Origin of the sequence: Micromonospora sp. NPDC049044 (assembly GCF_040649215.1) — a bacterium.
Lineage (GTDB): Bacteria > Actinomycetota > Actinomycetes > Mycobacteriales > Micromonosporaceae > Micromonospora.
In genome coordinates this window covers 19,870-45,175 of sequence record NZ_JBEZFA010000028.1, presented here as the reverse complement: position 1 = coordinate 45,175, position 25,306 = coordinate 19,870, and the positions used below count along the sequence as shown (strand labels likewise).

At 72.3% G+C, this 25,306-nt stretch carries 22 protein-coding genes; 5 read left to right on the top strand and 17 right to left on the bottom strand.

Features of this window, described 5'->3' with window-relative positions; all coding sequences use genetic code 11:
- Positions 1–292 precede the first annotated feature (292 nt).
- The 11 genes from AB0B85_RS22415 to AB0B85_RS22365 form a co-directional block, all read right to left on the bottom strand.
- Positions 293–757 carry a MaoC family dehydratase gene (locus AB0B85_RS22415; RefSeq protein WP_357410264.1) on the bottom strand — a complete coding sequence of 155 codons (465 nt, stop codon included), beginning with the start codon at positions 755–757 and terminating at the stop codon, positions 293–295.
- Between the two features lie 17 nt (positions 758–774).
- On the bottom strand, positions 775–1,515 hold the full coding sequence (locus AB0B85_RS22410; protein WP_357410358.1) for an acyl-CoA dehydrogenase family protein: 741 nt from the start codon (positions 1,513–1,515) through the stop codon (positions 775–777).
- Between the two features lie 32 nt (positions 1,516–1,547).
- Entirely contained in the window at positions 1,548–1,922 is a 375-nt protein-coding gene (locus tag AB0B85_RS22405; protein WP_357410262.1) for an acyl-CoA dehydrogenase family protein, read from the bottom strand.
- A gap of 46 nt (positions 1,923–1,968) precedes the next feature.
- Positions 1,969–4,755: an AAA family ATPase gene (locus tag AB0B85_RS22400; RefSeq protein WP_357410260.1), complete on the bottom strand. Its 2,787-nt coding sequence runs from the start codon at positions 4,753–4,755 to the stop codon at positions 1,969–1,971.
- Positions 4,756–4,867: 112 nt separating this feature from the next.
- Positions 4,868–5,479 (bottom strand): TetR/AcrR family transcriptional regulator, encoded by a 612-nt coding sequence (locus AB0B85_RS22395; RefSeq protein WP_357410258.1) that lies wholly within the window; start codon positions 5,477–5,479, stop codon positions 4,868–4,870.
- A gap of 338 nt (positions 5,480–5,817) precedes the next feature.
- Positions 5,818–7,104: an ABC transporter substrate-binding protein gene (locus AB0B85_RS22390; RefSeq protein ID WP_357410256.1), complete on the bottom strand. Its 1,287-nt coding sequence runs from the start codon at positions 7,102–7,104 to the stop codon at positions 5,818–5,820.
- 85 nt (positions 7,105–7,189) lie between these two features.
- Positions 7,190–8,290: a branched-chain amino acid ABC transporter permease gene (locus AB0B85_RS22385; RefSeq protein WP_357410254.1), complete on the bottom strand. Its 1,101-nt coding sequence runs from the start codon at positions 8,288–8,290 to the stop codon at positions 7,190–7,192.
- Positions 8,287–9,165, bottom strand: coding sequence for a branched-chain amino acid ABC transporter permease (locus AB0B85_RS22380; protein ID WP_357410252.1), 879 nt, complete (start codon positions 9,163–9,165; stop codon positions 8,287–8,289). The genes AB0B85_RS22385 and AB0B85_RS22380 overlap by 4 nt, the downstream gene beginning before the upstream one ends.
- A 30-nt stretch (positions 9,166–9,195) precedes the next feature.
- Positions 9,196–9,918 carry an ABC transporter ATP-binding protein gene (locus AB0B85_RS22375; protein ID WP_357410250.1) on the bottom strand — a complete coding sequence of 241 codons (723 nt, stop codon included), beginning with the start codon at positions 9,916–9,918 and terminating at the stop codon, positions 9,196–9,198.
- Positions 9,915–10,700: an ATP-binding cassette domain-containing protein gene (locus tag AB0B85_RS22370; RefSeq protein WP_357410248.1), complete on the bottom strand. Its 786-nt coding sequence runs from the start codon at positions 10,698–10,700 to the stop codon at positions 9,915–9,917. Before AB0B85_RS22370 ends, AB0B85_RS22375 begins: the two co-directional genes overlap by 4 nt.
- A gap of 137 nt (positions 10,701–10,837) precedes the next feature.
- Positions 10,838–11,737, bottom strand: a complete 900-nt coding sequence (locus tag AB0B85_RS22365; protein WP_357410246.1) for an alpha/beta hydrolase — start codon at positions 11,735–11,737, stop codon at positions 10,838–10,840.
- Between the two features lie 184 nt (positions 11,738–11,921).
- Between AB0B85_RS22365 and AB0B85_RS22360 the strand changes: the two genes are divergently transcribed.
- On the top strand, positions 11,922–14,183 hold the full coding sequence (locus AB0B85_RS22360; protein ID WP_357410244.1) for a catalase: 2,262 nt from the start codon (positions 11,922–11,924) through the stop codon (positions 14,181–14,183).
- A 114-nt stretch (positions 14,184–14,297) separates the two neighbouring features.
- On the opposite strand, the gene AB0B85_RS22355 is transcribed toward AB0B85_RS22360, so the two are convergent.
- Both AB0B85_RS22355 and AB0B85_RS22350 read right to left on the bottom strand, forming a co-directional pair.
- Positions 14,298–16,328, bottom strand: coding sequence for a serine/threonine protein kinase (locus AB0B85_RS22355; RefSeq protein ID WP_357410356.1), 2,031 nt, complete (start codon positions 16,326–16,328; stop codon positions 14,298–14,300).
- A gap of 182 nt (positions 16,329–16,510) precedes the next feature.
- Complete coding sequence (locus AB0B85_RS22350; RefSeq protein WP_357410242.1) at positions 16,511–17,383, bottom strand: LLM class F420-dependent oxidoreductase; 873 nt, start codon at positions 17,381–17,383, stop codon at positions 16,511–16,513.
- Between the two features lie 200 nt (positions 17,384–17,583).
- Here AB0B85_RS22350 and AB0B85_RS22345 point away from each other — a divergent pair, with 200 nt between their 5' ends.
- From AB0B85_RS22345 to AB0B85_RS22335, 3 genes are read left to right on the top strand one after another with little or no spacing between them, the layout of a single operon-like run.
- Complete coding sequence (locus tag AB0B85_RS22345; RefSeq protein WP_357410240.1) at positions 17,584–18,732, top strand: acyltransferase; 1,149 nt, start codon at positions 17,584–17,586, stop codon at positions 18,730–18,732.
- Positions 18,729–19,871 carry an alanine racemase gene (gene alr / locus AB0B85_RS22340; protein WP_357410238.1) on the top strand — a complete coding sequence of 381 codons (1,143 nt, stop codon included), beginning with the start codon at positions 18,729–18,731 and terminating at the stop codon, positions 19,869–19,871. Before AB0B85_RS22345 ends, alr begins: the two co-directional genes overlap by 4 nt.
- The gene (locus AB0B85_RS22335; RefSeq protein WP_357410236.1) at positions 19,868–20,917 is read left to right on the top strand and encodes a D-alanine--D-alanine ligase family protein; all 1,050 of its coding nucleotides are present in this window, start codon (positions 19,868–19,870) and stop codon (positions 20,915–20,917) included. The genes alr and AB0B85_RS22335 overlap by 4 nt, the downstream gene beginning before the upstream one ends.
- Here the strand turns inward: AB0B85_RS22335 and AB0B85_RS22330 are convergent.
- The 4 genes from AB0B85_RS22330 to AB0B85_RS22315 are packed head-to-tail and all read right to left on the bottom strand — an operon-like array spanning position 20,910 to position 24,538.
- Positions 20,910–21,404: a hypothetical protein gene (locus AB0B85_RS22330; protein WP_357410234.1), complete on the bottom strand. Its 495-nt coding sequence runs from the start codon at positions 21,402–21,404 to the stop codon at positions 20,910–20,912. The two genes, AB0B85_RS22335 and AB0B85_RS22330, sit on opposite strands and share 8 nt — an antisense overlap.
- Positions 21,401–22,861, bottom strand: coding sequence for a HAMP domain-containing sensor histidine kinase (locus AB0B85_RS22325; RefSeq protein ID WP_357410232.1), 1,461 nt, complete (start codon positions 22,859–22,861; stop codon positions 21,401–21,403). Before AB0B85_RS22325 ends, AB0B85_RS22330 begins: the two co-directional genes overlap by 4 nt.
- Complete coding sequence (locus AB0B85_RS22320; RefSeq protein ID WP_357410230.1) at positions 22,858–23,553, bottom strand: response regulator transcription factor; 696 nt, start codon at positions 23,551–23,553, stop codon at positions 22,858–22,860. The genes AB0B85_RS22325 and AB0B85_RS22320 overlap by 4 nt, the downstream gene beginning before the upstream one ends.
- A gap of 16 nt (positions 23,554–23,569) precedes the next feature.
- Positions 23,570–24,538, bottom strand: a complete 969-nt coding sequence (locus AB0B85_RS22315) for a phosphatase PAP2 family protein (protein ID WP_357410228.1) — start codon at positions 24,536–24,538, stop codon at positions 23,570–23,572.
- Between the two features lie 251 nt (positions 24,539–24,789).
- Here AB0B85_RS22315 and AB0B85_RS22310 point away from each other — a divergent pair, with 251 nt between their 5' ends.
- Positions 24,790–25,305 carry a winged helix-turn-helix domain-containing protein gene (locus AB0B85_RS22310; protein WP_357410226.1) on the top strand — a complete coding sequence of 172 codons (516 nt, stop codon included), beginning with the start codon at positions 24,790–24,792 and terminating at the stop codon, positions 25,303–25,305.
- The last annotated feature ends 1 nt before the right edge of the window (position 25,306 follow it).

Below are 25,306 nucleotides of genomic sequence, written 5' to 3'. Positions count from 1 at the left end.
TCCGGCAGCAGCGAACGCGGCAACTCGCCGACGCCCGACGCCAGACCGAGGACGTCCTTCGGATGTTGCGTAAGCCCTCTCTGGCAGCGCGTCAACATGTACGTCAATCGGGAGGCGGCCAAGGACGAGGCCCGGGAGGCCGCCCGGGCCCGTCGCCCGCGACCGTGCCCCGCCTGCCGCGGATCCGGCAAGGTCCAGGGTGCCGGCCGGTGGTTCGAGCCCTGTCGCTCCTGCAATAGCTTCCGCTACTGACCTCGATCGTCGCGATCCGGCCATCGTTCGCGATTACATCTCATCCACCAGCGGTTGCGTAGAGCCGGCTGACGGTCTCGGCCACGCAGACGGGCTTGCCGCCGCTGTCGCTCTCCACTGTGACGGTCGCGACCATCTGCACGCCGCCGGCCACCGGGGACACCTCGGCGATGGTGGCAGCGGCCCGGACGGCGGTGCCGACCCGCACCGGCGCGGGGAAGCGCACCCGGTTCAGCCCGTAGTTGACCCCCATCGCCACCCCCTGCACCCGGTAGAGCCGGCCGGCCAGCGCCGGCAGCAGCGACAACGTCAGGTACCCGTGGGCGACGGTCCCGCCGAACGGCCCCGCCGCGGCCCGGACCGGGTCGAGGTGGATCCACTGGTGGTCGTCGGTGGCGTCGGCGAAGAGATCGACCCGACTCTGCTCGATGCGCTCCCACGGGCCGGGCCCGAGGGTCTCGCCGACCGCGCTGGCCAGTTCCTCGAACGAGCTGAAGACTCTCATGTCAGGTCTCCCGGAGACTAGAAGGCGTTGACGCCGGTGAGCGCGCGTCCGATGAGGAGTTGCTGGATCTGGCTGGTGCCCTCGTAGAGGGTGGCGACCCGCGCGTCGCGCAGGTACTTGCCGACCGGGTATTCGTCGATGTAGCCGTACCCGCCGAAGACCTGGACCGCGTTGTTGGCCGCGCGGACGGCGGCCTCGCTGGCGAAGAGTTTGGCCATCGAGGCCTCGGTGGCGAACGGCTGGTCCCGGTCGATCAGATCGGCCACCTGCCACACCAGCAGCCGGGCGGCGGCGGTGTCCACGGCGATGGCGGTGAGCAGCTGTTGGACGAGTTGGTGCCCCGCGATGGGCTTGCCGAACTGGGTGCGCTGCGCGGCGTAGCCGACCGCGGCATCGAGGCAGCCCTGGGCGATGCCGACGCACCCGGCCGCCACCGACATCCGACCCTTGGCCAGGGTGGCCAGGGCGAGGCGGAACCCGCCGCCCTCGGGGCCGAGGCGGGCCGCGTCGGGCACGCGTACCTCGTCGAGGCGCAGCTCGCCGGTGGCCTGGCCGCGCAGGCCGAGCTTGCCGTGGATCTCCCGTCGGGTCAGCCCGGGGGTGTCGGTGGGCACCAGGAACGCGGTGATGCCGCGGTGCCCGGGGCCGCCGGTGCGGGCGAAGACCAGCGCGACGTCGGCCGTGGTGCCGTTGGTGATGAACGTCTTCGTGCCGGTGATCAGCCAGTCGGTGCCGTCGCGGACCGCGCGGGTGCGCAGTGCCGCCGCGTCCGAGCCGCTGTCCGGCTCGGTCAGCCCGAAACAGCCGAGCGCGGTGCCGGCGCAGAGTCGGGGCAGCCACTCGGCCCGCTGCTCGGCCGAGCCGTGGGCCGCATCGACTTCGCGACCAGGCCGAGGGAGACCGAGACGATGCCGCGTACCGCCGAGTCGCCCCGGCCGAGCTCCTCCAGGACCAGGCAGTACGCGAGGTGGTCGCCGCCGGAGCCGCCGTCGGCCTCGGCGATCGTCAACCCCAGGAAACCCAGGTCACCCAGCGTGCCGACGATGGCCGGGTCGACCGACTCGCGACGGTCCCAGGCGGCGGCGTGCGGCACCAGCTCCCGGTCGGCGAACTCGGCGGCCAACTGGCGGACCGCGGCCTGCTCGGCGGAGAGGGTGAGGTCCATGACCAATAAACTAGCGGTGATAGTTAACGTCGTCCAGACCCGACCGTCATCGGTCGGAGGCCAGCCCGACGTGCCGCTCGGTGGCGAACGCGCGCACCAACTCGGTACGTGAGCGGATGCCCAGCCGGTGGAACACGTTGCGCAGGTGGTGGTCGACAGTACGGGTGGAGAGGAACATCCGGGCGGCGATCTCCCGGTTGGTGGCGCCCTCCGCCACCAGTTCGGCGATCCGCAGTTGCTGCCCGGTCAGCAGCCGCGCCGCCGGCCGATCCGGTGCGCCGACCGACTCGCCGGCCGCCCGCAGCTCCGTGGTGGCCAGCTCGGTCCAGCAGTCCACGCCGAGCAGCGTGAACATCTCGCGGGCCTGGTGCAGGTGCGTACGCGCGTCGCGGGGGCGTCGACTGCGGCGCAGCTCCTGACCGAAGAGCAGCTCGGTGCGGGCCCGTTCGAACGGGCCCGCATCGCTCGGGTGCAGCCGCAGCGCCCGCTGGAACTCCTGCTCGGCCTCCGCGCCACCGCGCGGCGCGAGCAGCGCGTGGCACCGGGCGGACAGGGCCCGCCGCAGCGGGCTCGCGGTGCTGCTGGCCCATCTGTCGAACACCGCGAGCGCCGCCGTCGCGGTCGGCCGACAGGGCAGTTGCGCCGCCGCCTCCACCAGGTACGGAGTGGCCATCACCTGCACGAGCACCTGACCGCGCCCGGTGCCGAGCCGGGCCAACGACGCCAACCGGTCGGCGGCCTCGGCGTGTCGACCGTCGACCAGATCGAGCACCGCCAGGGCCCACCCGGCGAGCGCGTGCGGACGGCTGCCCGGCGTCGGCGCCTCGCCGATCTCGCGGATCCGTCGCAGGCTGGTGTCCCGGTCGGCCCGTACGGCGGCGAGCACGGCGAGCATGCCGAGGTGGACGTCGGCGCAGTTGACCTGACCGGTGGCCCGGGCGACCCGCAACCCGTCACGGGAGGTCTCCGCCGCCGCCTCGTGCCGGCCCTGCCAGTACTCGGCGACAGCCCGCAACTCCAGCGCCCGGGACAGCATGTGCAGCTCGCCCCGATCCCGGGCCACCGCGACGGCACGGTCGGCGAGGCGGTGTGCCGCACCGTCCACGGCGACGACCAGACCGGCCGCGGCGGCGCAGCTGAGCGCGGTGGGCGTCGCCGCCGGCCCGGTCAGCCGCCCACCGAGCACGACGGCGCGACGCAGCGCGGGACCGGCCCGCTCGTGGTCACCGCGCAGGGTCGCCGCCACTCCGGCGACCAGACTGCTCATCAGCTCCGTGGCGGGCGGGTCGTCCGGCCGCCGCAACGCCGAGGCGCGGCGGCCGACCTCGGCGTAGCGGTACTGGTCACCGGCGAAGCAGACCGCCTCGCCGGCTCGGGCCAGCCCGGACAGCGCCAGCGCACGATCGGTCCCGGCCACCGTCGCGGCGGCGGCCAGCAACCGGGCCGACGCGTGTGCCGCGGTGCCGCAGCGCAGCTCCAGCTCACCGAGGAGCAGGTCGGCGCGCCCTCGGATGCCCGGGTCCGTGCACATCGGGCGGAGCCGGTCGAGCAGGAGCCGGGCCACGTCGGGCTGTCCCCCGGCCCAGGCGTACTGGGCTGCGGTCAGCAGGCGGGCGGCCGTCCGCGTCGGTTCGTCGCTGAGTTCGGCCGCCCAGCGCAACGCCGCCGACGCGGTCGCCCAACCGTCGGCGCCACCGACCGCCGCCTGTTCCAGTTCGTCGGCGAGGGCGGGGTCCGCACCGGCCGCGGCGGCGGCGAGGTGCATCGCCCGGCGCAGCCGCTGCCCGTCGGCGACCAGCACACCGGCGAGCAGTCGGTGCGCCGCGCGTCGGTCCGCGAGCGTCGCCGTCCACGCGATCAGGGCGCGCACCAACGGCTGGGGGAACGTGACGCCCCGCGGCTCGACACGGACCAGACCGGCGACCTCCGCCGGTGCGAGCGCCTCGACCTCGGTGCCGGCGACACTCGCCGCCCGGGTCAGCGTGCCCGGTTCGCCGCTCTCGTCGAGCGCCGCGAGCAGCAGCACCCGTCGGGTCTCCGGGGGCAGTCGGTCCAGCCGGGCCCGGTAGGCGCGGGCCAGCGCGCCGTCCGCCGGTGGCGCGGTGGGCGGCGGATCCTCCCCCCGGCACTGCCCGGGGGTGAGCACCTCGGCGAGGTCCACGAGGGCCTGCGGGTTGCCGCCACCGGCCACCGCGAGGGTGGCAGCGACCGGCGCGGTGGGGCGCTCGGGCAGCCGGTCGGTGAGGACGGCGACGCTGTCGTGCGCGTCCAGCGGACGGAGTCGGTGCGCCGGCACCCCGTCGACGGTCGTGGTGACATCGGCGGTGAGCACCACCGCCACCGGCAGGTGCCGCAGCCTGCGGGCCACGAAGGCCAGCACCTGAGCGGTCTGCGGATCGCCCCGGTCGACGTCGTCCATGACGGCGAGCAGCGGATGGTCCTCGGCGGCGGCGGCGAGCAACCCGAGCACCGCCATCGACAGCTTCAGTCGGCGGTCAGCTGGACAGCCCTCACCGGCCAGCGCGCGCCGCAGCAGCCGGCGCTGCTCGTCCGCCAGTGCGGTCGTCCGGTCCAGCACCGGGTCGAGCAGGCGTTGCAGGCCCGCGTACGGCAGGGTGGCCTCCTCGGCGAGCCCGTTCCCGGCGAGCACAGTGCAGTTCCGGGCATACCGGTGGGCGTAACCGACAAGCGCGGTACGACCCGATCCGGGCTCTCCCTGCAGCAGCAGGGCGCCGCCGCCGTCGGTCACTCCGTCGAGCAGGCTCCGCAGCGCTCGGCACTCGTCGTCTCGCCCACGCAGTACGGTTAGTTGCACTCTCGATGCAGTAACCATGCTTGCCAGTGTCACTCATCGGAAACCGAATGGAAAGGGGTGCTTCTCTGCTGCCGCGACAGGCTCACGGTGTCGAATTCGGTGGGCCGCGTCGGTAGGTTGCCGACCGGCGTCAGTCCGCCACGACCTCGGCCAGCAACGCACCCACTGTCCGGGTCATCACGGCACGGGCCTGGTCCACGCCGAGACCGAGCCCGTAGCGCAGCATCGACCAGGCCTGCCAGGTGCTCGCCACCACCAGGGCGTTGAGCAGTTGCTCCCGCCCCGGCCCGGCCTGGGCCAGCTCGCCGGCGAAGAGTTCCTCGACCTCGTCGCGTACCCGGTCGATGTGCTTGAGGCGGTTGCGGTGCAGCTGGTCGGAGACCGGCTCGCGCATCTGGGCGGCCCGCGCCGACGGCGCGATGAGCTGGAGCAACCGGGCCCGCTGCCGGCAGTACGCGTCGACCCGCTTCGCCAGCGGCAGCCCGGGCGAGATCGGCCGGTAGGCGGCGTCCTGCTGGCGGAGCACCTCGGCGCCGCTGGCCTCGAAGAGCGTCTCCATGTCCTTGAAGTTGGTCCAGAGCGTCCGCAGCGAGATGCCGGCCCGCTCGGCGATGCGTTCCCCGGTCGGGCGCAGGTCCCCTTCGCCGATGAGCGCGAGGTGGGCCTCGACGATGGCCGCCCGGGTGCGCTCGGCCCGGGCGGTTCGCCCGTCGACCCGGTTCGCGACCTCGACCCCGTCCATCCGCCCCCGCCTCCTCACCGCCACGACGCCTCCCGGCGCACCGCCGAGTCTAGACAGGCGGTGATCAGCGGTTCCGCGCCGACCGTCGGCACCGTCATCCGACCCGACCGGTCAGCGATACCCCGCCGTCGCGGACGATCGTCTGCCCGGTGATCTGGGCGGCGATGGCGACGCGGTTCACGAGCCGAGCCAAATGTGCATTCACAGTGCAGATAGTAGGAGGGCGGCTCGGTGGCGGTCAACGCCTTCCACGAGCGGCCGGAAGGCACCCAGGGCAGCCGTCCGACCGGGCGGGGTCACGCGCGACCCGGCCCGGTCGGGCGGCTGCCGTCGGGTCGTCAGGAGACGGTCGGCACCCCGTTCGCGGGCGGCGCGACCGGCGCGGCCGTGTACTCCTTGACCGGCCCGTCCGCCTCGTCGGTCTCGTAGGCCGGCCCGAAGTAGCTCTGCACTCCCCCGGTCACCCGGCTCAGCCGGTGACCGCCGTAGCCGCTGTGGTCCTTCTCGGAGAAGCGCAACGGCACCAGCCCGGGGCCCTGGAAGCCACCCTTCTGCACGGCCTGGAGCACCTTCTCCCGGGTGAGGTCCTTGCCGGCGGCGAGCAACGTCTGCACGAAGAGGTAACCGACCGACATGCCGTAGACGGTGTTGCCGTCGAACGGCGCGTCCCCGTTGTGTTCCTTGTTGATCTTCGTGAAGAGCTGGATCCACGGGTTCGCTGTGTCGTTCTGCATCGGCAGGTAGTTGGTGCCGACCATGCCCTCCAGAATCGGGGCGGCGGCGCCGAGCTGCTTGGCCAGGGTCGGGTGGTCACCGCCGACGTTGGAGACCAGCCACTGCGCCTTGAAGCCCAGCCGCGCGGCGGTGCCGATCGACAGCGCCGTGAAGCCGGGCACGGTGGCCAGCACGACGACCTTGCACCCGGCGGCCTTGAACGCCCCGATCTGCGGCGCCACGTTGGTGTTGCTGGTGACGTAGGTCTGCTTGACCGCCACGGCACCGGCACCGAGCACCTGCTCCACGCCCACCAGGCTGTCCCGGCCGAAGTCGTCGTCCTGGCCGAGGAAGCAGACCTTCTGCCCGGCCAGGTTCGTCTTCGCGTAGGTGGCGAGGATCTTGCCCTCCACCGTGTAGTCCGGGTTGAACCCGAACGTGCCGGGATACTTGTCCGGCTGGTCCCAGCTGCGGCTGCCGGAGGCGACGAAGAGGTCGGGCACCCGGTTGCTCTTCAGGAAGTCGAGCACCCCGCTGTGCGTCGGCGTGCCGAGGCCGTTGAGGATGGCGAAGACCTTGTCCTGGAGGACGAGCTGACGGACCACCTGCTGGGTGTTCGCCGGGTTGTAGCCGTCGTCCATGATCTTGTAGGTGATCTTCCGACCGTGTACGCCGCCGTTGGCGTTGACGTAGTCGAAGTACGCCTTCGTCGCCGGGGCGATCTTCGAGTAGCCGGCCGAGGCCGGCCCGGTGAGCGGCATGTGGGTGCCGACGACGATCTCGGTGTCGGTGACGCCGGGCACCGCTGCCCCGCCGGGACCGGAGCCGTCGTCACCGCTGCAACCAGCGGCGGCGGCCAACAGGGCGATGGTGCTGGCGATCGCGAGACCACGTTGTGCCAAACGGTGCATGGGAACACCGACCTTTCTCGGTCCGGTTTGCGGGAACGGTGTGGGTGGTGGGGATGCCTGGCCGAGGGCCGGGCTGGAGAACAGCTCAGGAACGCCGGGCCCGCAGGCGCCGACCAAGACGCGACAACAGCCCCTGCACGCCCCCCGGCGCGGCGATCATCACGACGATCAGGGTGAGGCCGAAGATCGCCAGCGGGAGGTTGCCCTCCAGCCGCTGCGCCACCGCGGGCGAGAGGGTGAGCAACTCCGTGACGGAGTGGGTGAGGTCGGGCAGGGCGACAAGCAGGACCGCCCCCCAGAGCGCGCCGGTGAGTCGGCCGAGACCGCCGATCACCACGGCCATCAGCAGGAACAGCGACAGGGTGAGCGAGAACGCCCCCGGCGAGACGCTCTGCGCGAGGACCGCCAGCAACGCACCGCCGAGCCCGGCGGTGGCGGCGCTGACCACGAACGCGAGGACCTGGGTGCGGGCCACGTGGATACCGGCGAGGCGGGCCGCCACCTCGTCGTCCCGGACCGCCCGGAAGGTCCGCCCGTACCGGCTGCGGATGAGGTTGGCCAGCAGCAGCAGGGCGAGCAGGGTGGCCGCGCCGGTGAGCCAGAGCTGCCACCGCTCGTACGGGAAGTACGGGCCGAGCGCCAGCGGCGGCGGGTCCACCGGCACCGACAACCCCTGCTCGCCGTTGAACACGCCGTCGAAGGTGACCGCCAGCGCCGGCACCACGACGGCCACCGCGAGGGTCACCCCGGCCAGGTAGGGGCCGCGCAGCCGGGCCGCCACCGCCCCGACCACCGCGCCGACCGCGACAGTGCTGACGACCGCCGCGACCAGCGAGAGCGGCAGCAGCCAGCCGCCGGTCATCCCCCGGTCGGCGAACGCGTTCTGGCACAACGCCACTGTGTACGCCCCGGTCGCCATCAACGCGCCGTGCCCGAGCGACAGTTGACCGTTGAGCCCGGTGAGGACGGTGAGCCCGGCCGTCGCGCAGAGGTAGGCGGCCACTGTGGCGAGCTGGAAGTTGCGGAACGGCTCGACGGCGTAGCTGACCCCGACCAGCACCAGCCCGGCGACGAGCACGATCGCGAGGTGGCGCAGCAGTGTCGAGCCGCGTCGCCGGTCGGCCGGCCGGTCGACGGCGTCGTCCGGCCGCTGCTTCGGCGGCACCGCCGCCGTCGTGGCGCTCACACCCGCCTCGCCGCGACCGGGGCGAACAACCCACCGGGCCGGACCAACAGCACCGCCAGCAGCAGGACCAGCACCGCGAGCGGCGTGAGGTCACTGCCGGCGTAGCCGCTCACGTAGGAGAGCAGCAGACCGACCACCAGGCCGCCCACCACCGCCCCCGGTGGGCTGTCCAGCCCACCGACCACCGCCGCGGTGAACGCCGAGACGAACACCAGGTCCATCGCGTGCGGGTGCAGGCCCAGCTCGGTCGGGATGACGAGCATGGCAGCCAGCGCACCCACCCCGGAGGCGAGCGCCCAACCGAGCGTCAACATGCCACCGACGTTGACCCCGAGCAGCCGGGACACCTCGGGGGCGAAGGCCGCCGCCCGCATCCGCAACCCCACCGGGGTACGGGCGAACATCCAGGCCAGGCCGCTGACCACCACCCCGATCGTGGCGAAGACGAACAGGTCGTACGGCGACAGCACGGCCACCCCGCCGACAGTGAGCGCCGACCGACTGAACGGTGCCTCGGCGGGCCGGAACTCGTTGCCGTACACCATGCCCAACACGGCCTGGATCAACAGCACCAGTCCGAGCGCGACGATCACCGGGTTGAGCGGCGAGGCGTGGTCGACGTGCCGCATCACGACGCGGTCCACAAACGCGCCGAGCAGCAGCCCGGCGACGATCGCGACAACGAAGCCCAACCAGTACGAGCCGGTCGCGGCGCTGACGGTGTAGGCGACGTACGCGGCGGCGACGGCCATCGCGCCCTGGGCGAAGTTGACGACCCGCGCCGCCCGCCAGATGAGCACCAGGGCCAGCGCGAACGCGGCGTACACAGCGCCCCGGGACAGGCCGTCGATGGTGAGGAAGACGAAGCGGTCCAACAGTCCTCCCTCCGGGGGACGAGGTGGTGGTCAGAAACCGAGGTACGCGTGGCGCAGATCGACGTCGTCGCGCAGCTTCGCCGCCGGAGCGGCGATCACCACCCGACCGAGGGACATCACGACGCCCTGGTCGGCGACGGCGAGCGCACTGCGCACGTTCTGCTCGACGAGCAACACGGTCAGGCCGGTGCTGTCGCGCAGCTGGCGGAGCAGCGCCATGGTCCGGGCGACCACCCGCGGCGCCAGACCGAGCGACGGCTCGTCGAGCAGCAGCAGGCGGGGACGGCCGACCAGCGCCCGGCCGAGCGCGAGCATCTGCCGCTCACCGCCGGAGAGCTGGTGGCCGAGGTGCCGACGGCGACGGGCCAGCGGCTCGAAGAGTTCGTAGACCTCGTCGAGGGCACGGCCCGCGTCGGCCCGGTCGCGCCGCCACAACCCACCCAGCCGCAGGTTCTCCTCGACGGTCAACTCACTGATCACGCCCCGCCCCTCCGGCACGTGCGCCATGCCGCGCCGGACGAGCTGCTCCACCGGCGTACCCCCGAGGTCCTCGCCGTCGAGGAGGACCTGGCCGGCGGCCGGGCGGATCATGCCGGAGAGCGCACGCAGCAGGGTGGTCTTGCCGGCGCCGTTCGCGCCGACCACAGCGGCGATGGTGCCGGCCGGAACGCTGAGGTCGATGGCCCGCAGCACGGGCGCGGCACCGTAACCGGCCACCAGCCCCCGCACGACGAGCAGATCAGTCGCGCTCACGGGGAGACCTCCTCGACGGTGGCACCGAGGTAGGCGTCGGTGACCGCCGGGTCGTCGCGGATCTCGTCCGGGGTGCCGGCGGCGATGACCCGGCCGAAGTCGAGCACCACGAGTTCGTCGCAGACCGCCATCACCAGATCCATGTGGTGCTCGACGAGCAGCACCGCGCAGGGATCGTCGTCGCGCCGGGGCAACCGCCGGACCAGCTCGGCCAGCTCGGCGATGTCGTCGGCGCCGAGGCCACCGGCGGGCTCGTCGAGCAGCAGCAGCCGGGGCCGGGCGGCGAGCGCGCGGGCCAGGGCGACCCGCTGGCGTACGGCGAAGGGCAGGGTGCTCGGTGCGGCCTCGGCGTGCCCGGCGATCCCCAGGTCGTCGAGGATGTCCAGGGCGTGCCGGCGCAGTCGGCGCTCGTCGCGGTCGCTTGCCGGCAGCCCGAGCAGCGCCGGGACGAAGCCCGCCCGGGCGGTGTGCGAGGCGCCGGTCATCACGTTCTCCAGCACTGTCAGACCGGCGAACAGGCCGGTCCCCTGCAGGGTCCGGGCGATGCCGAGCCGGGTCAGCTGGTGCGGCCGGGGCCGCAGCGGCCGGCCGTCGAGGGTGAGCGAACCGGTGTCCGGCGCGACGAAGCCGCAGATCACGTTGAACAGCGTGGTCTTGCCGGCGCCGTTGGGCCCGATCACGCCCACCACCCGGTTGGGTGGCACCCGCAGAGACACGTCGTCGAGGGCGGTGAGGCCGCCGAAACGGACGCCGATGTGGTGCAGTTCGAGGCCGCGCTCCATCACCCATCCCTCTGTCGTGGCGGGTGTTTATTTACACTCGCAGTGTACGTTTCTCGGGTATCGCGTCAAGACCTTCATTGATCTCGCCGGGCACGCCGACGGGGCGGCCGCCACCGGCGACCGCCCCGCGACCAGGCTCAGGCGCTGGGACAGGTGTTGCGATACTCCTCGATCTGTGAGCCGCTCGGGCCGGGGCAGAGGAACTGCTCGTAGCGGGTGTCGTCGTCGACGAACCGCTTCAACCAGGCCACCATCTGCCGGGCGGTGGGCGTGTTCGTCGTCTGCGGGAAGAAGTGGCTCGCCCCGTTCAACTCCAGATACGCCTTCTCGGCGGACGCCGGGATGCTGTTGTAGAAGGGCACCGAGTGCGTCGCGACGGGGGCGACGCTGTCGCTCTCGCCGCCGATGATCAGGGTGGGTACGCGCAGCTCGGACCAGCTCTTGTCCAGGTTCCACGGCGCGAGCGGCACAGCGGCCTGCAACGACGGCCGCGACGAGGCCGCCTCCAGGCTGCCGCCGCCACCCATGGAGTGCCCGGCCACCGCGAGTCGGCTGCTGTCGATCCGGGTGCGCACCGAGCTGCGCTCGGTGAGGTAGTCCAGCGCAGCGAGGAGCTGCCGGCCCCGGCTGTCCGGCTGGTCCAGCCGGGTGTTGGTCTCGATGCCGATCACCACGAAGCCGTGCGAGGCGATCCGTGGTCCCAACCAGCTGATGCTGGACCAGGAGGCGGTGTAGCCGGGCGAGATGGCAATGGCTCCGAAGGTGCCCTCGCTGGTGCTTGTCGGATAGTAGATGACGCCGCCGCCGAAGCCGGTGACGCTCAGCGAGGACACGCTCTGCGACGCCGTGGCGAAGGGGCCGCGGCTGGCCTCCAGGATGGCGGTGGTGGGGTCCGGGCCCCGCTCGTACGGCCCGGCGGCCTGGGCGGCGCCGGTCGATCCGGCCACGAAGCCGCCGGCCGCCAGGACGGCGGCGAGGGCGAACCGGGTGGCTCGGGCGGCGACGGAACGGGGACGGGTGGTGGTTGGTGAGGACACGTCGGGCACTCCCTAGGGTCGAGGGATATCGACGTGTGTCAGTTTTGGCCGGTCAACCGGTCGCCGCATCGGCAAAATCACCAGTCGTGGCGGCATTTGCCGTGATCAGTCGTGTTTCGGCCCTCTGACCAGGGGTAGCAGGGCAAGCGCCCGCTCGAACACGCGCCATGGAGGGTTTCGACAAGTGGATTCCAGCAAGCCCGCCGAGGCGGTCAAGAACGCAGTGAAGACCGCCTCCGGGAAGATCGCCGACGCCCTTACCCCGGATGTCCCGGGTGCGCCCGGAAGCGCGCCGCCCACCGTCGAGGAACCGACGACGCCGCACGACCCACTGCCGCCGAAGGCGGAACAGGGTGCGCCGCAGACGCGTACGCCCACCGGCGCCGAGACCGGCGTGCCGAGCACCGCGAAGGGTCAGCAGGGCGCCTACCTGACCACCGCCAACGGGGCGCGGCTGCGCGACACCGACCACTCACTCAAGGCCGGCCCGCGCGGCCCGGTACTGCTCCAGGACCACCACCTACGCGAGAAGATCACGCACTTCGACCACGAACGCATCCCCGAGCGGGTGGTACACGCCCGGGGCGCGGGCGCGCACGGCGTGTTCACCTCGTACGGCACCGCCGAGGCGGTCACCCGGGCCGGCTTCCTGAAGAAGGGGCGGGAGACCGACGTCTTCGTCCGCTTCTCCACGGTCCTCGGTTCGCGGGGCTCGGCCGACACGGTCCGCGACACCCGGGGCTTCGCGACCAAGTTCTACACCGACGAGGGCACCTTCGACCTGGTCGGCAACAACATGCCGGTGTTCTTCATCCAGGACGCGATCAAGTTCCCCGACATCATCCACGCCGGCAAACCGCACCCGGACCGGGAGATCCCCCAGGCGCAGAGCGCCCACGACACCTTCTGGGACTTCGTGTCGCTGCACACCGAGGCGCAGCACCACACCATCTGGAACATGTCCGACCGGGGCATCCCGCGGTCGTACCGGACGATGGAGGGCTTCGGCGTACACACCTTCCGCCTCGTCAACGCGGCCGGGGAGACGGTGCTTGCCAAGTTCCACTGGAAGCCCAAGCTGGGTGTGCACTCCCTGACCTGGGAGGAGGCGCAGCTGCTCGGGGGCATCGACCCGGACTTCCACCGCCGGGACCTGTACGACGCCATCGAGGCCGGCGCGTACCCCGAGTGGGAACTCGGCATCCAGGTCTTCCCCGACACCCCCGAGGAGACCTTCGCCGACATCGACCTGCTGGACCCGACGAAGATCGTGCCGGAGGAGCTGGCCGAGGTGCAGCCGGTCGGGCGGCTGGTGCTCAACCGGACCCCGACGAACTTCTTCGCCGAGACCGAGCAGGTCGCCTTCCACCTGGGCCACCTTCCGCCGGGCATCGACGTGACGAACGACCCGCTGTTGCAGGGTCGGCTCTTCTCGTACCTCGACACGCAGCTCACCCGGCTCGGCGGGCCCAACTTCACGCAGATCCCGATCAACCGGCCACACGCGGCGGTGAACGACATGCTGCGCGACGGCTTCCACCAGCACGCCGTGCACGCGGGCGTCGCACCGTACCGGCCGAACTCGCTCGACGGCGGCAACCCGTTCCCCGCCGGGGACGACGAGCACGCCTTCGTCGACGTGCCGGTCACCGTGGCGCAGGCGCCGAAGGTACGCGCCAACCCGGCCTCGTTCGACGACCACTACAGCCAGGTACGCCTGTTCTGGTCGAGCATGTCGCCGGTCGAGAAGGAGCACATCATCCGGGCGTACACCTTCGAGTTGGGCAAGTGCTACCACCAGGCGATCAAGGAGCGCCAGCTCCAGTGCCTCGCCAACATCGACCCGGTGCTCTGCGCGGAGGTCGCCACCGGGCTCGGTCTGCCCGCCCCGCAGCCGACGGTACCGCTCGCCGACGTCACGCCCAGCCCGGCGCTGTCGCAGGTCGGCCGGGAGTGGCCGAGCGACGGCCGGGTGGTCGGCATCGTCGTCGACCCCGACGGCGACCTGGACGGCGTCGACGAGGTTCGGCGGGCCGTGTTCGCGGCCGGCATGGTGCCGCTGCTTATCGCCCCGCACGGCGGCATGGTGGGCGACCTGCCGGTGCAGCGCACCTTCGCCACCGGCCGGTCCGTCGAGTTCGACGCGGTCCTGCTGGCCGGAGCGCCGGCGCCCGCGCCGGATGCCGTCGCTTCCCGCGACGCCAAGGCGGGTACGCCGGCCCCGGCAGCCGTCGATCCCCGGGTGCTGCTGCTCGTCGAGGAGTGCTGGCGGCACGCCAAGGCCGTGGGTGCCTGGGGCGCCGGCGTCGCCGTGCTGGAGCAGGTCGGGGTGGCCGGCACGCCCGGCGTCGTGACGGCGGGTACGGGTGCCGAGGCGCTGGCGGCGGTGCAGCAGCTGATGGCCGCGCACCGGGTGTGGGAGAGGTTCCCCGCCACCGTCGCCTGACCGTACCGCCGAGGGGCTGTCCTTCCCGCACCCGGGAAGGGCAGCCCCTCGGGCAGTTCCGGGCCAGCGAGTAGCACAGCGGACCGGCGGGCCACCTCGGTCAGTCGTGCGCCCTCAACTCCGGGTCCAGCGCAGGTCGTTAGTGGCAGTGCCGCAGTCGCGCTGTTCGATGAGCGCACCGGCCGCTGCGCTCTGGTCGGCCGCGCCCAGGCACAGTCCGCTGTGCGCGTTCACCAGGTGGCCGTCCGCGGTGAGGGTGAACTGCTGCGCCGGGGTGGTGTTGCAGGTGGTGAGCTGGATCGCCGCACCGGCGTCGCTGGAGGCGCCCAGCACGTCCAGACACCGGCCGCCGAGCTGCACGCTGCCGTCCGGTCGCGTGGTCCAGAGTTGGTTGGCGGCGCGGTCGTCGCGGCAGTCCCACAGCCGGACCCGGACCGGATCGGGTGACTGCGGGGTCGCGATGTCCAGGCACCTGTCGCTCGCCGCTCCGACGAACCGGTAGCCCGTCCGAGCCGGTGGCGTGCTCGGCGTCGGTGACCCCCCGGCCGGGGGCCTGCCACCCGGTGTGCTGCCGACCGCCGCCGACGCGGGCCGGAACCCCGAGGTGACGTGCCGGAAGTCGTCCACACCCCAGGCGGCCTCGGGCGCGAACCAGGCGAGGCTGTAGCCCTTACGGTCCGCCGTCCGGAAGGTGCGCTGACGGACGTGCATCGTGGTGCCGGCGTCGCCGGTGTAGAGCCACTCCCAGTCCGCCGCCGCGAGTTGATAGTTGACAGCGAGCAGCGCGACCCGGCGGTAGTCCCGGTAGCGTCCGACGATGTCGGGTTGCTTCTCGTGGCTGGTCAACTCGGCCACCGGGTCGGTGCGCGGCGTGTCGGTCTGGCTGACCACGAGCATCCGCGCCCCGTCCGGCTCGTGGAACTCGACCCGCTGGCCCCGGCGGACGATCTGCCAGTCGCGCGGCGCCGGCACCGAGAAGCCGGTGCTGTCCCGGTAGACCGACCACGCGATCGGCCGGGGTGCGCTGGCACTCGGCGGGCCGCCGGAGGTCGGCGTCATGCCCGGCGCGGCGGCCTGCACCAGTTCGGCCGCGTCGCCGCTCGGGCCCGGCGCCCGCCGGGTGACGAGCGGGATGCCGATCACCAGGCCGAGCGCCAGCACGACGGCGACACCACCGAGCAGCCAGGTCCGACGGCGGCGACCCGCCGCGGGACCGGCACCGTCCATCGCGGAGCCAGGCCCGGTCGGGGGTACGTCGTCGGTGCCGGACCTGATCGCCACCGAACCCGCGGTGTCGACCGGTGGGCGGGTCCCCGCCGTGGGCAGCGCGGTGCCGTCCAGGGCCGAGCGGAGCAGCCGCTCGGCGGTGTCGGCGTCCATCCGCTCGGCCGGGTCCTTGCGCAGCAGTCCGGCCACCACCGGTGCGAGCGGTCCCGCGTGGCGCGCGGTCGGTGGCGGTTCGGTGACCAGCGCGGTGAGACTCATCAGGCTGGACGGCCGGGCGTACGGCGACTGGCCCTCGACCGCGGCGTAGAGGGTCGCGCCGAGCGACCAGAAGTCCCCCTCGGGACCCACGGTGCCGCGCATGGCCCGCTCCGGCGAGACGTACGCGGGCGAGCCGAGCACCACACCGCTGAGCGTGAGGTTCACGTCCTCGACGGCGGTGGCCAGGCCGAAGTCGGTGAGCACGATCCGGCCGTCCGCGCCGAGCAGGATGTTCGCGGGTTTGACGTCGCGGTGCATGATGCCGGCGCGGTGGGCGGCGCGGAGCGCACCGAGCACTGCCAGCCCGATGGCGGCCGCCCGCACCGGTGGGATCGGACCATCGGTGCTGATGGCGTCGTGCAGCGAACGGGACGGCACGTACTCCATCACGATCTGCGGGTCACCGTCGGCGCTCAGCAGCACGTCGAAGACCCGGACGACGTTGACGTGGTCGAGCCGCGCGATCGCCCGGGCCTCCCGAAGTGACCGGATCCGCAATTCCTGTCGCGCCTCATTGGTCAGGCCGGGCGGTGGAACGATTTCCTTGATGGCGACGTCGCGTTGCAGCATTCGGTCGCGGGCTTTCCACACTCGACCCATTCCGCCCTGGCCGAGGAGCCCCACGACGTCATACCGATCGGTAACAAGTAGCGGTAGCATCTGCGGCACCCGGAGAGGCTACCTGGCAGGCCGTGCGACCAATTGTGGCGGTCGAAAAAGGGCGCTTATGTGATCCGCCTCATTACCGCCGGGAGAACGGCCATTCCGGCGCCCGGCACACCATCGGTCAGCCAGGAATTGGTCCATTGTTCACAGTGGCCACCCGCACCGTCGCTGCCGCGTCAGCCGATGTCGGCCAACCGTGGCAGCACCTCGCCACCGAGCCGCTCGGCGAACTCGACAGGGTGCCGATCCGGGGTCACCTGCACCTCGGTCACCCCGAGTGCCGCGTAGTCGGAGACCTCGGCGAGGAACGCCTCGGTGTCGTCGAGCGGCGACCGCGAGGCGACCACTGTCTTCTCGATCGCGTCGTAGTCGCGGCCCTCGGCGGCGCAGTGCCCGCGCAGCACGTCCAGCTTGCGCGCCACGTCGTCGATGCCACCGCGACCGAACAGGTTGCAGGCGTCGGCATAGCGCGCCACCAGCAGCAACGTCTTCTTCTCGCCCCCACCGCCGATCATGATGGGCGGGTGCGGACGACGCAACGGCTGCGGCGAGTTGATGGTCTCGGCGAGCTGGTAGTGCCGTCCGTCGAACGGGCCGTCGTCGTCGCTCCACATCTGCAGGCAGATGCGCAGCGTCTCCTCCAGCCGCTCGAACCGCTCGGCCACCGGGACCACCGGCACGCCCAGCCCGAGCTGCTCACGCTCGTACCAGGAGGCGCCGATGCCGAGGCGGGCCCGGCCGCCGGAGAGCACGTCGAGGGTCGTCACGGTCTTGGCCAGCAGCCCCGGGTACCGGTACATCACACCGGTGACAAGCACACCAAGCGTCATCCGCTGGGTCTTCGCCGCAACGTAGGCCAGCGTGGTGTACGCCTCCAGCATCGGCTCCTCGGCGGCGAACACCGCGTCCATCTGGAAGAAGTGGTCCATCACCGTGAACGAGGCGACGCCGGCCTGCTCGGCGGTGGTCGCCGCCTGCGCCAGGGTCGGGGCGATCGCGGTCGGATCGGCCGGGGTCGAGTAGTTCCAGTAGTGCAGTCCGAGCTTCATGTTCGGCACCTCCGCAACGAGCCTAGGGGACGTCTGGCGACCTGTCTCAGAAGCAGTAGGTGAGGCCGTCCAGGGCAGCGACCGGCACTGTCGCGCACCGGGCGGGCACCGTCACCGCCTGCCGGTGCCGGTCGCGTCCATTACCGGTTCATGACAATTCGTGGACCACGCGCGGATATCCGGCTGGCAGCTTCTGCTGAGTGATCCAACAGTTGTCTCCCCCCGAGTCCCGGTCCGCCGAAATGCGCCCCGAGGCGACGCACGTCCGGTTTCGCCGAAGGTACCGGACCGGGACCGTCACCGTCGCGCGGCAGTCCCCGCGCGCACAGTGGGCCGACGCGGCGAAGGGCGTCTGCATCATCCTCGTCGTCCTGTGGCACGTCGTGGTGAAGGACTACCTACAGATCGACTGGCACGTCGGCGTACCGGTGCCGGGGCTGTGGGGGACGCTCGGCGAGCAGTTCCTGCCGCTGCGGATGCCGCTGTTCTTCACCATCTCGGGCCTGTTCGCGGCGAACGCCGTCACCCGGCCGTGGCGGGTCGTGGCCGGCAGCCGCATCGCCGGGTTCCTCTACCTGTACGTCGTCTGGCTGCTGATCCACACCGCGGTACTCGCCGCCGCGCCGCAACTGCCTACCGACCGCGCCACCTCGCCCCTCGGCCTGCTGGAGCAGCTCACCATCACGCCGTCCAACCTCTGGTACCTGTACGCGCTGGCGCTGTACTTCACAGTCGCCAAGGCGACCCGCCGGGTGCCCCGGGCACTGGTCCTGGTACCCGCCGGAGCGTTGTCCGCGATCGCCGCCGCCGGCCTGCTCGACACCCCGGGCAACCGGGCCGGCCTCTACCAGAACCTGGTCTTCTTCCTCGCCGGCCTGGCCCTGCGGCCGCAGATCGAGCGGTGGGCGGCCACCGCCAGCACACGCCGCCTCGGGTGGACCTCGGGCGCCTACGCGCTCGCGCTCACCGCCATGGCGGCGGCCGGCGCCCAACAGTGGTTCGGCGTATGGACGGCGGTCTCCGTACTGGCAGTGATCTTCGGCATAACCGCCGCCGCACGGCTGGCCCGGTGGTCGGCACTCAGCAAACCGCTGGTTAGGCTCGGCCGCATCACACTGCCGATCTACGTCATCCACATGCCGGTCCTGGCCCTGCTGCACCGGCTTTTGCTGGTACCGGTTTCCGGGCTGGACCGGTCCGCCCAGGCCCTGATCGTCCTCGGTTATCCGATTCTGCTGAGCGCACTGGTGATCGGTCTGAGCCTGGCCGTCCACCGCGGGCTGTTGGCGGTACGCGCACCCTGGCTGTTCGCGCTCCCCGGCTCCCGCCGGGCGGAGGCGGCCGGATGAGCGCCCTGGCCGAGGCGGTTGTCGACCTCGATGCGATCGCCGACAACGTGCGGGCCATCGCCTCGATCACCGGCACCGACCTGATGGCGGTGGTGAAGGCGGACGGGTTCGGTCACGGCGCGGCGCAGGTGGCCCGGGCCGCGTTACGCGCCGGCGCCCGCTGGCTGGGGGTGACCTCGGTGGCCGAGGCGCTGACCCTGCGGGCGGCGGGGGTGACCGCCCCCACGTTGAGCTGGCTGCACCGGCCGAACGACGACTTCGGGGCGTTGATCGCGGCGGGCGTCGACGTCGGGGTGTCGACCACGACGCACCTGCACGCCGTCGTCGACGCGGTGCACCTGCACGGCGTGCCGGCGATGGTGCAGCTCAAGGCGGACACCGGCCTGTCCCGCAACGGGGCCGCCGGGGAGGACTGGCCGGAATTGGTGGGTTGGGCCCGCAAGTACGAGCGGGAGGGCGCGATCCGGGTGCGCGGGGTGTGGTCCCACCTCATCGACGCGGACCTGCCGGGCGCCCCCGCCCTGAACCGGCAGGTGGCGACCTTCGAGGAGGCGTTGCGGGTGAGCCGCGTGGCCGGCCTCGACCCGGACCTGGTGCATCTGGCCAACTCGGCGGCCGCGCTGTCCGCGCCGCACACCCGCTTCGACCTCTGCCGGATCGGGATCGCGCTGTACGGCGTGGACCCGTTCGGGGCGAGCGGTCCGGGCGAGTTCGCGCTGACCGCCGCGATGACGTTGCGCACGAGTGTGGTCAACGTCAAACGGGTGCCCGCCGGTACGAGCGTCTCCTACGGTCCCGAGCACGTCACCGACGCGCCGACCACGCTGGCGCTGCTGCCGCTCGGCTACGCCGACGGGTTGCCCCGCGCCACCGGCGGTCGCGGTGAGGTGTGGCTCGGCGGCCGACGGTGCCCCATCGTCGGGCGCGTCGCCATGGACCAGTGCGTGGTCGACGCCGGGGACCTGCCGGTGACGATCGGCGACCCGGTAGTGGTCTTCGGCCCGGCCGACGGCGACCAGGACCCACCGACGGTCGTCGAGTGGGCCCGCTGGGCCGACACCAACCCGCACGAGATCTTGACCGGGATCGGGCCCCGGGTGGCCCGCGACCACCTCCACGAAAGGGCACGGAATTCATGACGACCCGACTGGCAGTGCTGTACGGCGGGCAGAGCGGCGAGCACGAGGTGTCCCGCCGCTCGGCGGAGAGCATCCTCGCCAACCTGGACCGGGAGCGCTACGAGGTCACCGAGGTGCTCATCGACCGCGACGGCGGATGGCATGTCGGCGGTCGCCCGACGACACTCCCCCAGGCGCTGCGGGTGCTGCGTACCCAGGACGTGGTGTTCCCGGCCCTGCACGGCCCGTACGGCGAGGACGGCACGGTGGCCTCCCTGCTGGAATGGCTCGGCGTGCCGTACGTCGGCAACGGTGTCTTCGCCAGCGCCGCCGGCATGGACAAGGGTGTCACCAAGCGGCTGCTCGCGGCGGAGGGCCTGCGGGTCAGCCCGGGGGTGACCCTGCGTCCCGGCGAGGAGTTGTCGGCCGCCGACCGGCAACGGCTGGACCTACCGGTCTTCGTCAAGCCGGCGCGGGCCGGCTCCAGCCTGGGCGTGGTCAAGGTGGCCGAGTGGGCGGGCGTACCCGCCGCGCTGGAGCAGGCCCGTCAGGTCGACCCGAAGGTGCTCGTCGAGCAGGGTGCGCGCGGGCGTGAGATCGACGTGGCAGTCCTCCAACATCCGGACGGGCGGGTGCAGGCCGGCCCGCCGCTGGAGATCCGGGTGACCGGTCCCGGCTTCTTCGACTACGACGCCAAGTACGACGGAGGGGCGGCCTTCCAGATCCCCGCCCCGCTCGACGCGGCGACCACCGAGGTGCTCCAGGACCGGGCGATCCGCGCCTTCCGCGCCCTCGACTGCCGTGGGCTGCTCCGGGTCGACTTCTTCCTGCCCGCCGAGGGGTCGCCCGAGCCCATCGTCAACGAGGTCAACACGTTCCCCGGCTTCACCGCCGCGTCACAGTTCCCGCAGATCTGGGCGCAGGCCGGTCTCGGATTCGCCGCGCTCATCGACATCCTGATCGCCGGTGCGCTCGTCGACGAGGACCGGGGCCGCCACACCGGGCTGCCCCGGCAGGCGGGACCGGCCAACCTGGTGGGCAGTGGTGGTCAGCGCCCGGTCATCTGATCGGGCACGGCCGGGCCGGCCGGGCCCCGTCGGACCCGGTGATGGTGACCGGGGTGAAGCTCTCCGCCAGGCCGGACCGGGCGGCGGCGTCGGCCGCCGTGCAGATGATCTGGTCCGCCGCCCTCGACGTCAGGGCCCGCGCCGGGCCGGTCGTCCGCACCGTGAGGCCAGCGGACCGGCCGGCCACGGACGTCACAGTGACGGGGTCGAACCCGGCCGGCACCTCGCTCGTGAAACCCTGGCCGCGTTCGTTCTGCTGCGGACCGGCCGCGAGCAGGGCGAGCGTGGTGGCGGGCGAGGAGTCCTCCGACTGCGGGCGGAGGACCGGCACGAGTGCGCCCTGCGCGAGCAGGTAGAGCGTGCTGCCCTGGGCCGGGCCGCTGACCGCGGGCCGACCGGTGATGACCTCACTGGGCCGTACCCCGCAGCCGCCCGAGGCGAGCAGCGTGAGCAGCACGCCACCGGCGAGCAGCACGCGCCTGGTCATCGGGCACCTGCGGCGTCCGCCGGGTCGCGGGGCAGGCGCACTGTGAACACCGCGCCGCCACCGGCGGCGTTGGACGCCACCAGACTCCCCCGCCGTTCGCCGTGCTGGTGCAGGCGGGCGTTCTCCCAGGAGATGGCGAGGCCGAGACCACTGCCCTCGGAGCGGGTCCGCGCGGTGTCGGCCTTGTAGAACCGGTCGAACACGTGCGGCAGGACCGCCGGGTCCAGGCCCGGCCCCTGGTCGGCGACCTCGATGGTGACCCAGTCCGCGTCCGCGCGCAGGCGTATCGACACCGGCTCGGCACCGTGCCGGAAGGCGTTGCCGACCAGATTGGCGACGATGACGTCCAGCCGACGGGGATCGAGTCGGACCACGATCGCGGGGGGCAGGTCGGCCCGTACCCGGTCGAGCCAACCCCGGATCCGCAGGGTCGCGGTCACCGCCGCGGCCACGTCCACGTCGTCGAGGGCGAGCCGTGCGGTGCCGGAGTCGAACCGGCTGACCTCGATGAGGTCGTTCACCAGTTGGGTGAGGTTCTGCGTCTCCCGACTGACCAGCCGGGCGGCCCGGCCCGCGTCGCCGGGCAGGTGCTCCGCCTCCTCGTCGAGCACGTCGGTGACAGCCGTCATCGCCGCCAGTGGCGTACGGAGTTCGTGCGAGACGTCGGCCACGAAGCGGCGGGCGTCGGACTCCATCCGCCGCAGCTCCCCGACCTGCCGTTCCAGCGTCCCGGCGGTGTCGTTGAAGGTCCGCGCCACGTCCGCGAGCTCGTCGGCGCCCCGGACGGTCAGCCGGGTACTCAGGTCGCCCTCGCCGAGGCGGCGGGCCGCCCGGCCCAGGTCGCGGACGGGTCGCAGCACACCGCGGGCGGCCAGCAGGGCCAGCAGGACGGCGAGGACCAGGGACAGCCCGCCGGTCTGCCAGGCCCGGGTGGCGAGCCGGTTGACGCTCTGCTGCTCGGGCACCAGGCTGCGCACCGAGTAGACCTCCAGCCCGGACGGCCGGGTCGTACCGCCGGACGCGTCGAGCGCCAACTGGGTGCCGATGAGCAGCCAGGGCTGTCCGTCGAGCGATACCCGTTGCCAGGCGATCCGGCCGTCGCCGACCTCCCGACGCAGCTCGGGGGTGAGCGGGTCGGCGATCTCCCGGCTGCCCTGGGACCGCATGTCGCGGTAGACGACCACCGCGAAGCCCTGCCGGTCGGAGAGCCGCTGGGCCAGCAGGTCCAGGTCGTTCTGGGTCGGTGGGAGCTGGAAGATCGGGTAGACCTTGGTGAGTTGGTCGGTGAGCGACGCGACAGCGGCGTCCTGCGCCTGTTGCAGGATGACGGTCCGGGCCTGGATGTAGCTGCCGCTGGCCACGGCCGCCGTGGTCGTCACGCCCAGCAGCGCGAAGGTCAGGAGCAGCCGGACCCGCAGGCCCAGAAGTCGGGCGCCGGCCCAGCGCCACCGGGTCACAGCGGCCCGAACCGGTATCCGAAACCGCGCACGGTCTGGATGAACAGCGGCGCTGACGAGTCGGCCTCGATCTTGGCACGCAGCCGCTGGACGCACGCGTCCACGAGTCGGGAGTCCCCGAGATACCCGTGTTCCCACACGGCCTCCAGCAGTTGCTGGCGGCTGAGCACCTGGCCCGGCGTCTGCGAGAGTTCGAGCAGCAGGCGCAACTCGGTCGGGGCCAGGCCGACCGGCGTCCCGTCCCTGCTCACCACAAGCGCGGCGCGGTCGATGGTCAGCGGGCCGTACTGCTCCACACCGGCGCGTTCGCCGGCGGGACGCCGCGACTCGCCACCGATGCGTCGGAGCACCGCGCGGATCCGCGCCTCGAGCACCCGGGCCTGCACGGGTTTGACCACGTAGTCGTCGGCGCCGGCCTCCAGGCCCGCCACCACGTCCATGTCGTCGTTACGGGCGGTGAGCATGATGATCGGCAGGTCGCCGAGCTGCCGGATTCGGCGGCACACCTCGAACCCGTCCATCCCGGGCAGCATGAGGTCGAGGACCACGACGTCGGACGAGGTCGTGCGCAGCCGGTCCAACCCCTGCTCACCGGTTCCCACGGCATGCACTGTGTGGCCCTGTCGGGTGAGCGCCAGTTGCAGTCCGTCGCGCACCGTCTGGTGGTCTTCGATAAGCAGCACCTGGGACATGTCGTCAAGTATCCCATCATGAGATCTTTTGCGACCCGGTCGACGGCCCTGGCCGGGCGGGAAGCGGAGAAGCGAAATCAGTGGCCCTTACCAGGAACACCACAGCACCCACCAGGACCATCGTCACCGCGCCGGCCACCATGATGGCGACGAGCGCGCCGCGCTGCACCGACGCGGCCAACTCGGGCCCGACCACCACCAGGGCCCAGAGCAGCACGAGGGGACCAGCCGCCGCCCCGGCCAGCCCACCCCACCGACTGCCGCCAGCCGGCCGGCCGGCAGCGCCCCGCTCACCCCGGGCCACCAGGGCCGCCGCGGCCAGGCAGAACAACGCCACCCCCAGCAGTACGCCGCCGAGCGCGTCACTGAACCGGTGCCAACCCGCGATCATCGTCGCCGCCGCGACCACCGTGACCCCCGCCGCACCTGGCACCGTTAGCCAACGCCGGGCCCACCCGGGCAGGACCAGCATGAACGCCAGCAGCAGCGCCGTCGCCGCCGCGACGTGGCCGCTCGGGAAACTGTTGTGGGTTGTCGAACTCCCGATCCCGAGATCCGGGCGGGGCAGCGCCGACTTCACCGCGCCGGCCACCACCACCGCGCAGAGGACCAGGCCGACCCCGACGACACCCGGCACCAGCCGTCCGCGCAGCGCACCCACAAGCAGCACCGCGCCGAGCAGGGCGGCGAGCAGTGTCGGGCGGCCGAAGGTGGCGAGCACGGCGTTGGCCGGCCCCACCAGGGCGGTTTGCTGCTCGTACCCGCCGCCCCGCTCGGCGGGCGGTAGCAGCGCGCCGTCCCACCACTGACCCGGGTACGTCCGCACGAAGACGAGAGCCGTGAGGGCCAGCGCGAGCAGGCCGCACAGCGACGCCGCGAGCAGCCGCAGACCCAGCGGCACCGCCGGGTGGGGGCGTGCCAGCGGTCGCGCCGGCTGCGGGCCGGGCGTCGACCGCCCGACGGGGTACGACGATCCGATGGACATGACGACCATGCTCAGCCCGCCAGGTCCGTACGGCGTGCGCGGATTGTCATGGTTCTGTCACAACTGCCTCCGGACCGTCGGAGACGAGCTGGCGACCCCTGCGACGTGGTCGAATTCGTCCGCGTGCATGCGACGATGTTTTACTCTGCCGAGATCAGCCACCACTAGGGTCAGGACGCCGATCGATGCGTGCGTCGACGGTGCGAAAAATCCATCCGGAGTGAGTTGGGGAACCGGAAGGGGTTGGGGGAATGCAGGAAATCCCTGTCGCGAGTCTGGTCATCGGCATCGCGTCGTCGCCGGCCGAACGCCGGCAGTTGGCCCGACTACTCGGCGGAAGTGACGCCTTTCTGATCGTCTCGACCGTCGACCAGGCGCGGGAGTTCCTCGGGGTGGTCGACGCGCCGCCCTTGCCGACTCCCCCGGTCACCGGCGTACTCGCCGAGGTGGCGCCGAGCCCACCACCACCACCGCCGCCACCACCGGAGCTGAGCGTCGACTCCGACCGGCGGGTGCTGCGGTGGCGCGACCAGGAGATCGACCTGACCCGGCTGGAGCACGACGTCCTGCTGTGCCTGGTGCACGCCCCCGGGCAGATCTGGACCTACGAGCGCCTGCACCTCGAGGTCTGGGGCAACCGGCACCTCGGTCGCGGCTCCGACATGCACTCGGTGGTCCGCCGGGTGCGTGGCAAGCTCGCCCGGCTGAACGCCGCGGCGACGATCCACTCGGTGCGCGGGGTCGGCTTCCGGCTCGCCCCGGTCTGAT

Coding starts and splice junctions, on each gene's coding strand:
- AB0B85_RS22415 (WP_357410264.1), bottom strand. CDS start 757: ATGAGAGTCTTCAGCTCGTTCGAGGAACTGGCCAGCGCGGTCGGCGAG.
- AB0B85_RS22405 (WP_357410262.1), bottom strand. CDS start 1,922: ATGGACCTCACCCTCTCCGCCGAGCAGGCCGCGGTCCGCCAGTTGGCC.
- AB0B85_RS22400 (WP_357410260.1), bottom strand. CDS start 4,755: ATGGTTACTGCATCGAGAGTGCAACTAACCGTACTGCGTGGGCGAGAC.
- AB0B85_RS22395 (WP_357410258.1), bottom strand. CDS start 5,479: ATGGACGGGGTCGAGGTCGCGAACCGGGTCGACGGGCGAACCGCCCGG.
- AB0B85_RS22390 (WP_357410256.1), bottom strand. CDS start 7,104: ATGCACCGTTTGGCACAACGTGGTCTCGCGATCGCCAGCACCATCGCC.
- AB0B85_RS22370 (WP_357410248.1), bottom strand. CDS start 10,700: ATGGAGCGCGGCCTCGAACTGCACCACATCGGCGTCCGTTTCGGCGGC.
- AB0B85_RS22355 (WP_357410356.1), bottom strand. CDS start 16,328: ATGCTACCGCTACTTGTTACCGATCGGTATGACGTCGTGGGGCTCCTC.
- AB0B85_RS22350 (WP_357410242.1), bottom strand. CDS start 17,383: ATGAAGCTCGGACTGCACTACTGGAACTACTCGACCCCGGCCGATCCG.
- alr (WP_357410238.1), top strand. CDS start 18,729: ATGAGCGCCCTGGCCGAGGCGGTTGTCGACCTCGATGCGATCGCCGAC.
- AB0B85_RS22335 (WP_357410236.1), top strand. CDS start 19,868: ATGACGACCCGACTGGCAGTGCTGTACGGCGGGCAGAGCGGCGAGCAC.
- AB0B85_RS22330 (WP_357410234.1), bottom strand. CDS start 21,404: ATGACCAGGCGCGTGCTGCTCGCCGGTGGCGTGCTGCTCACGCTGCTC.
- AB0B85_RS22320 (WP_357410230.1), bottom strand. CDS start 23,553: ATGTCCCAGGTGCTGCTTATCGAAGACCACCAGACGGTGCGCGACGGA.
- AB0B85_RS22315 (WP_357410228.1), bottom strand. CDS start 24,538: ATGTCCATCGGATCGTCGTACCCCGTCGGGCGGTCGACGCCCGGCCCG.
- AB0B85_RS22310 (WP_357410226.1), top strand. CDS start 24,790: ATGCAGGAAATCCCTGTCGCGAGTCTGGTCATCGGCATCGCGTCGTCG.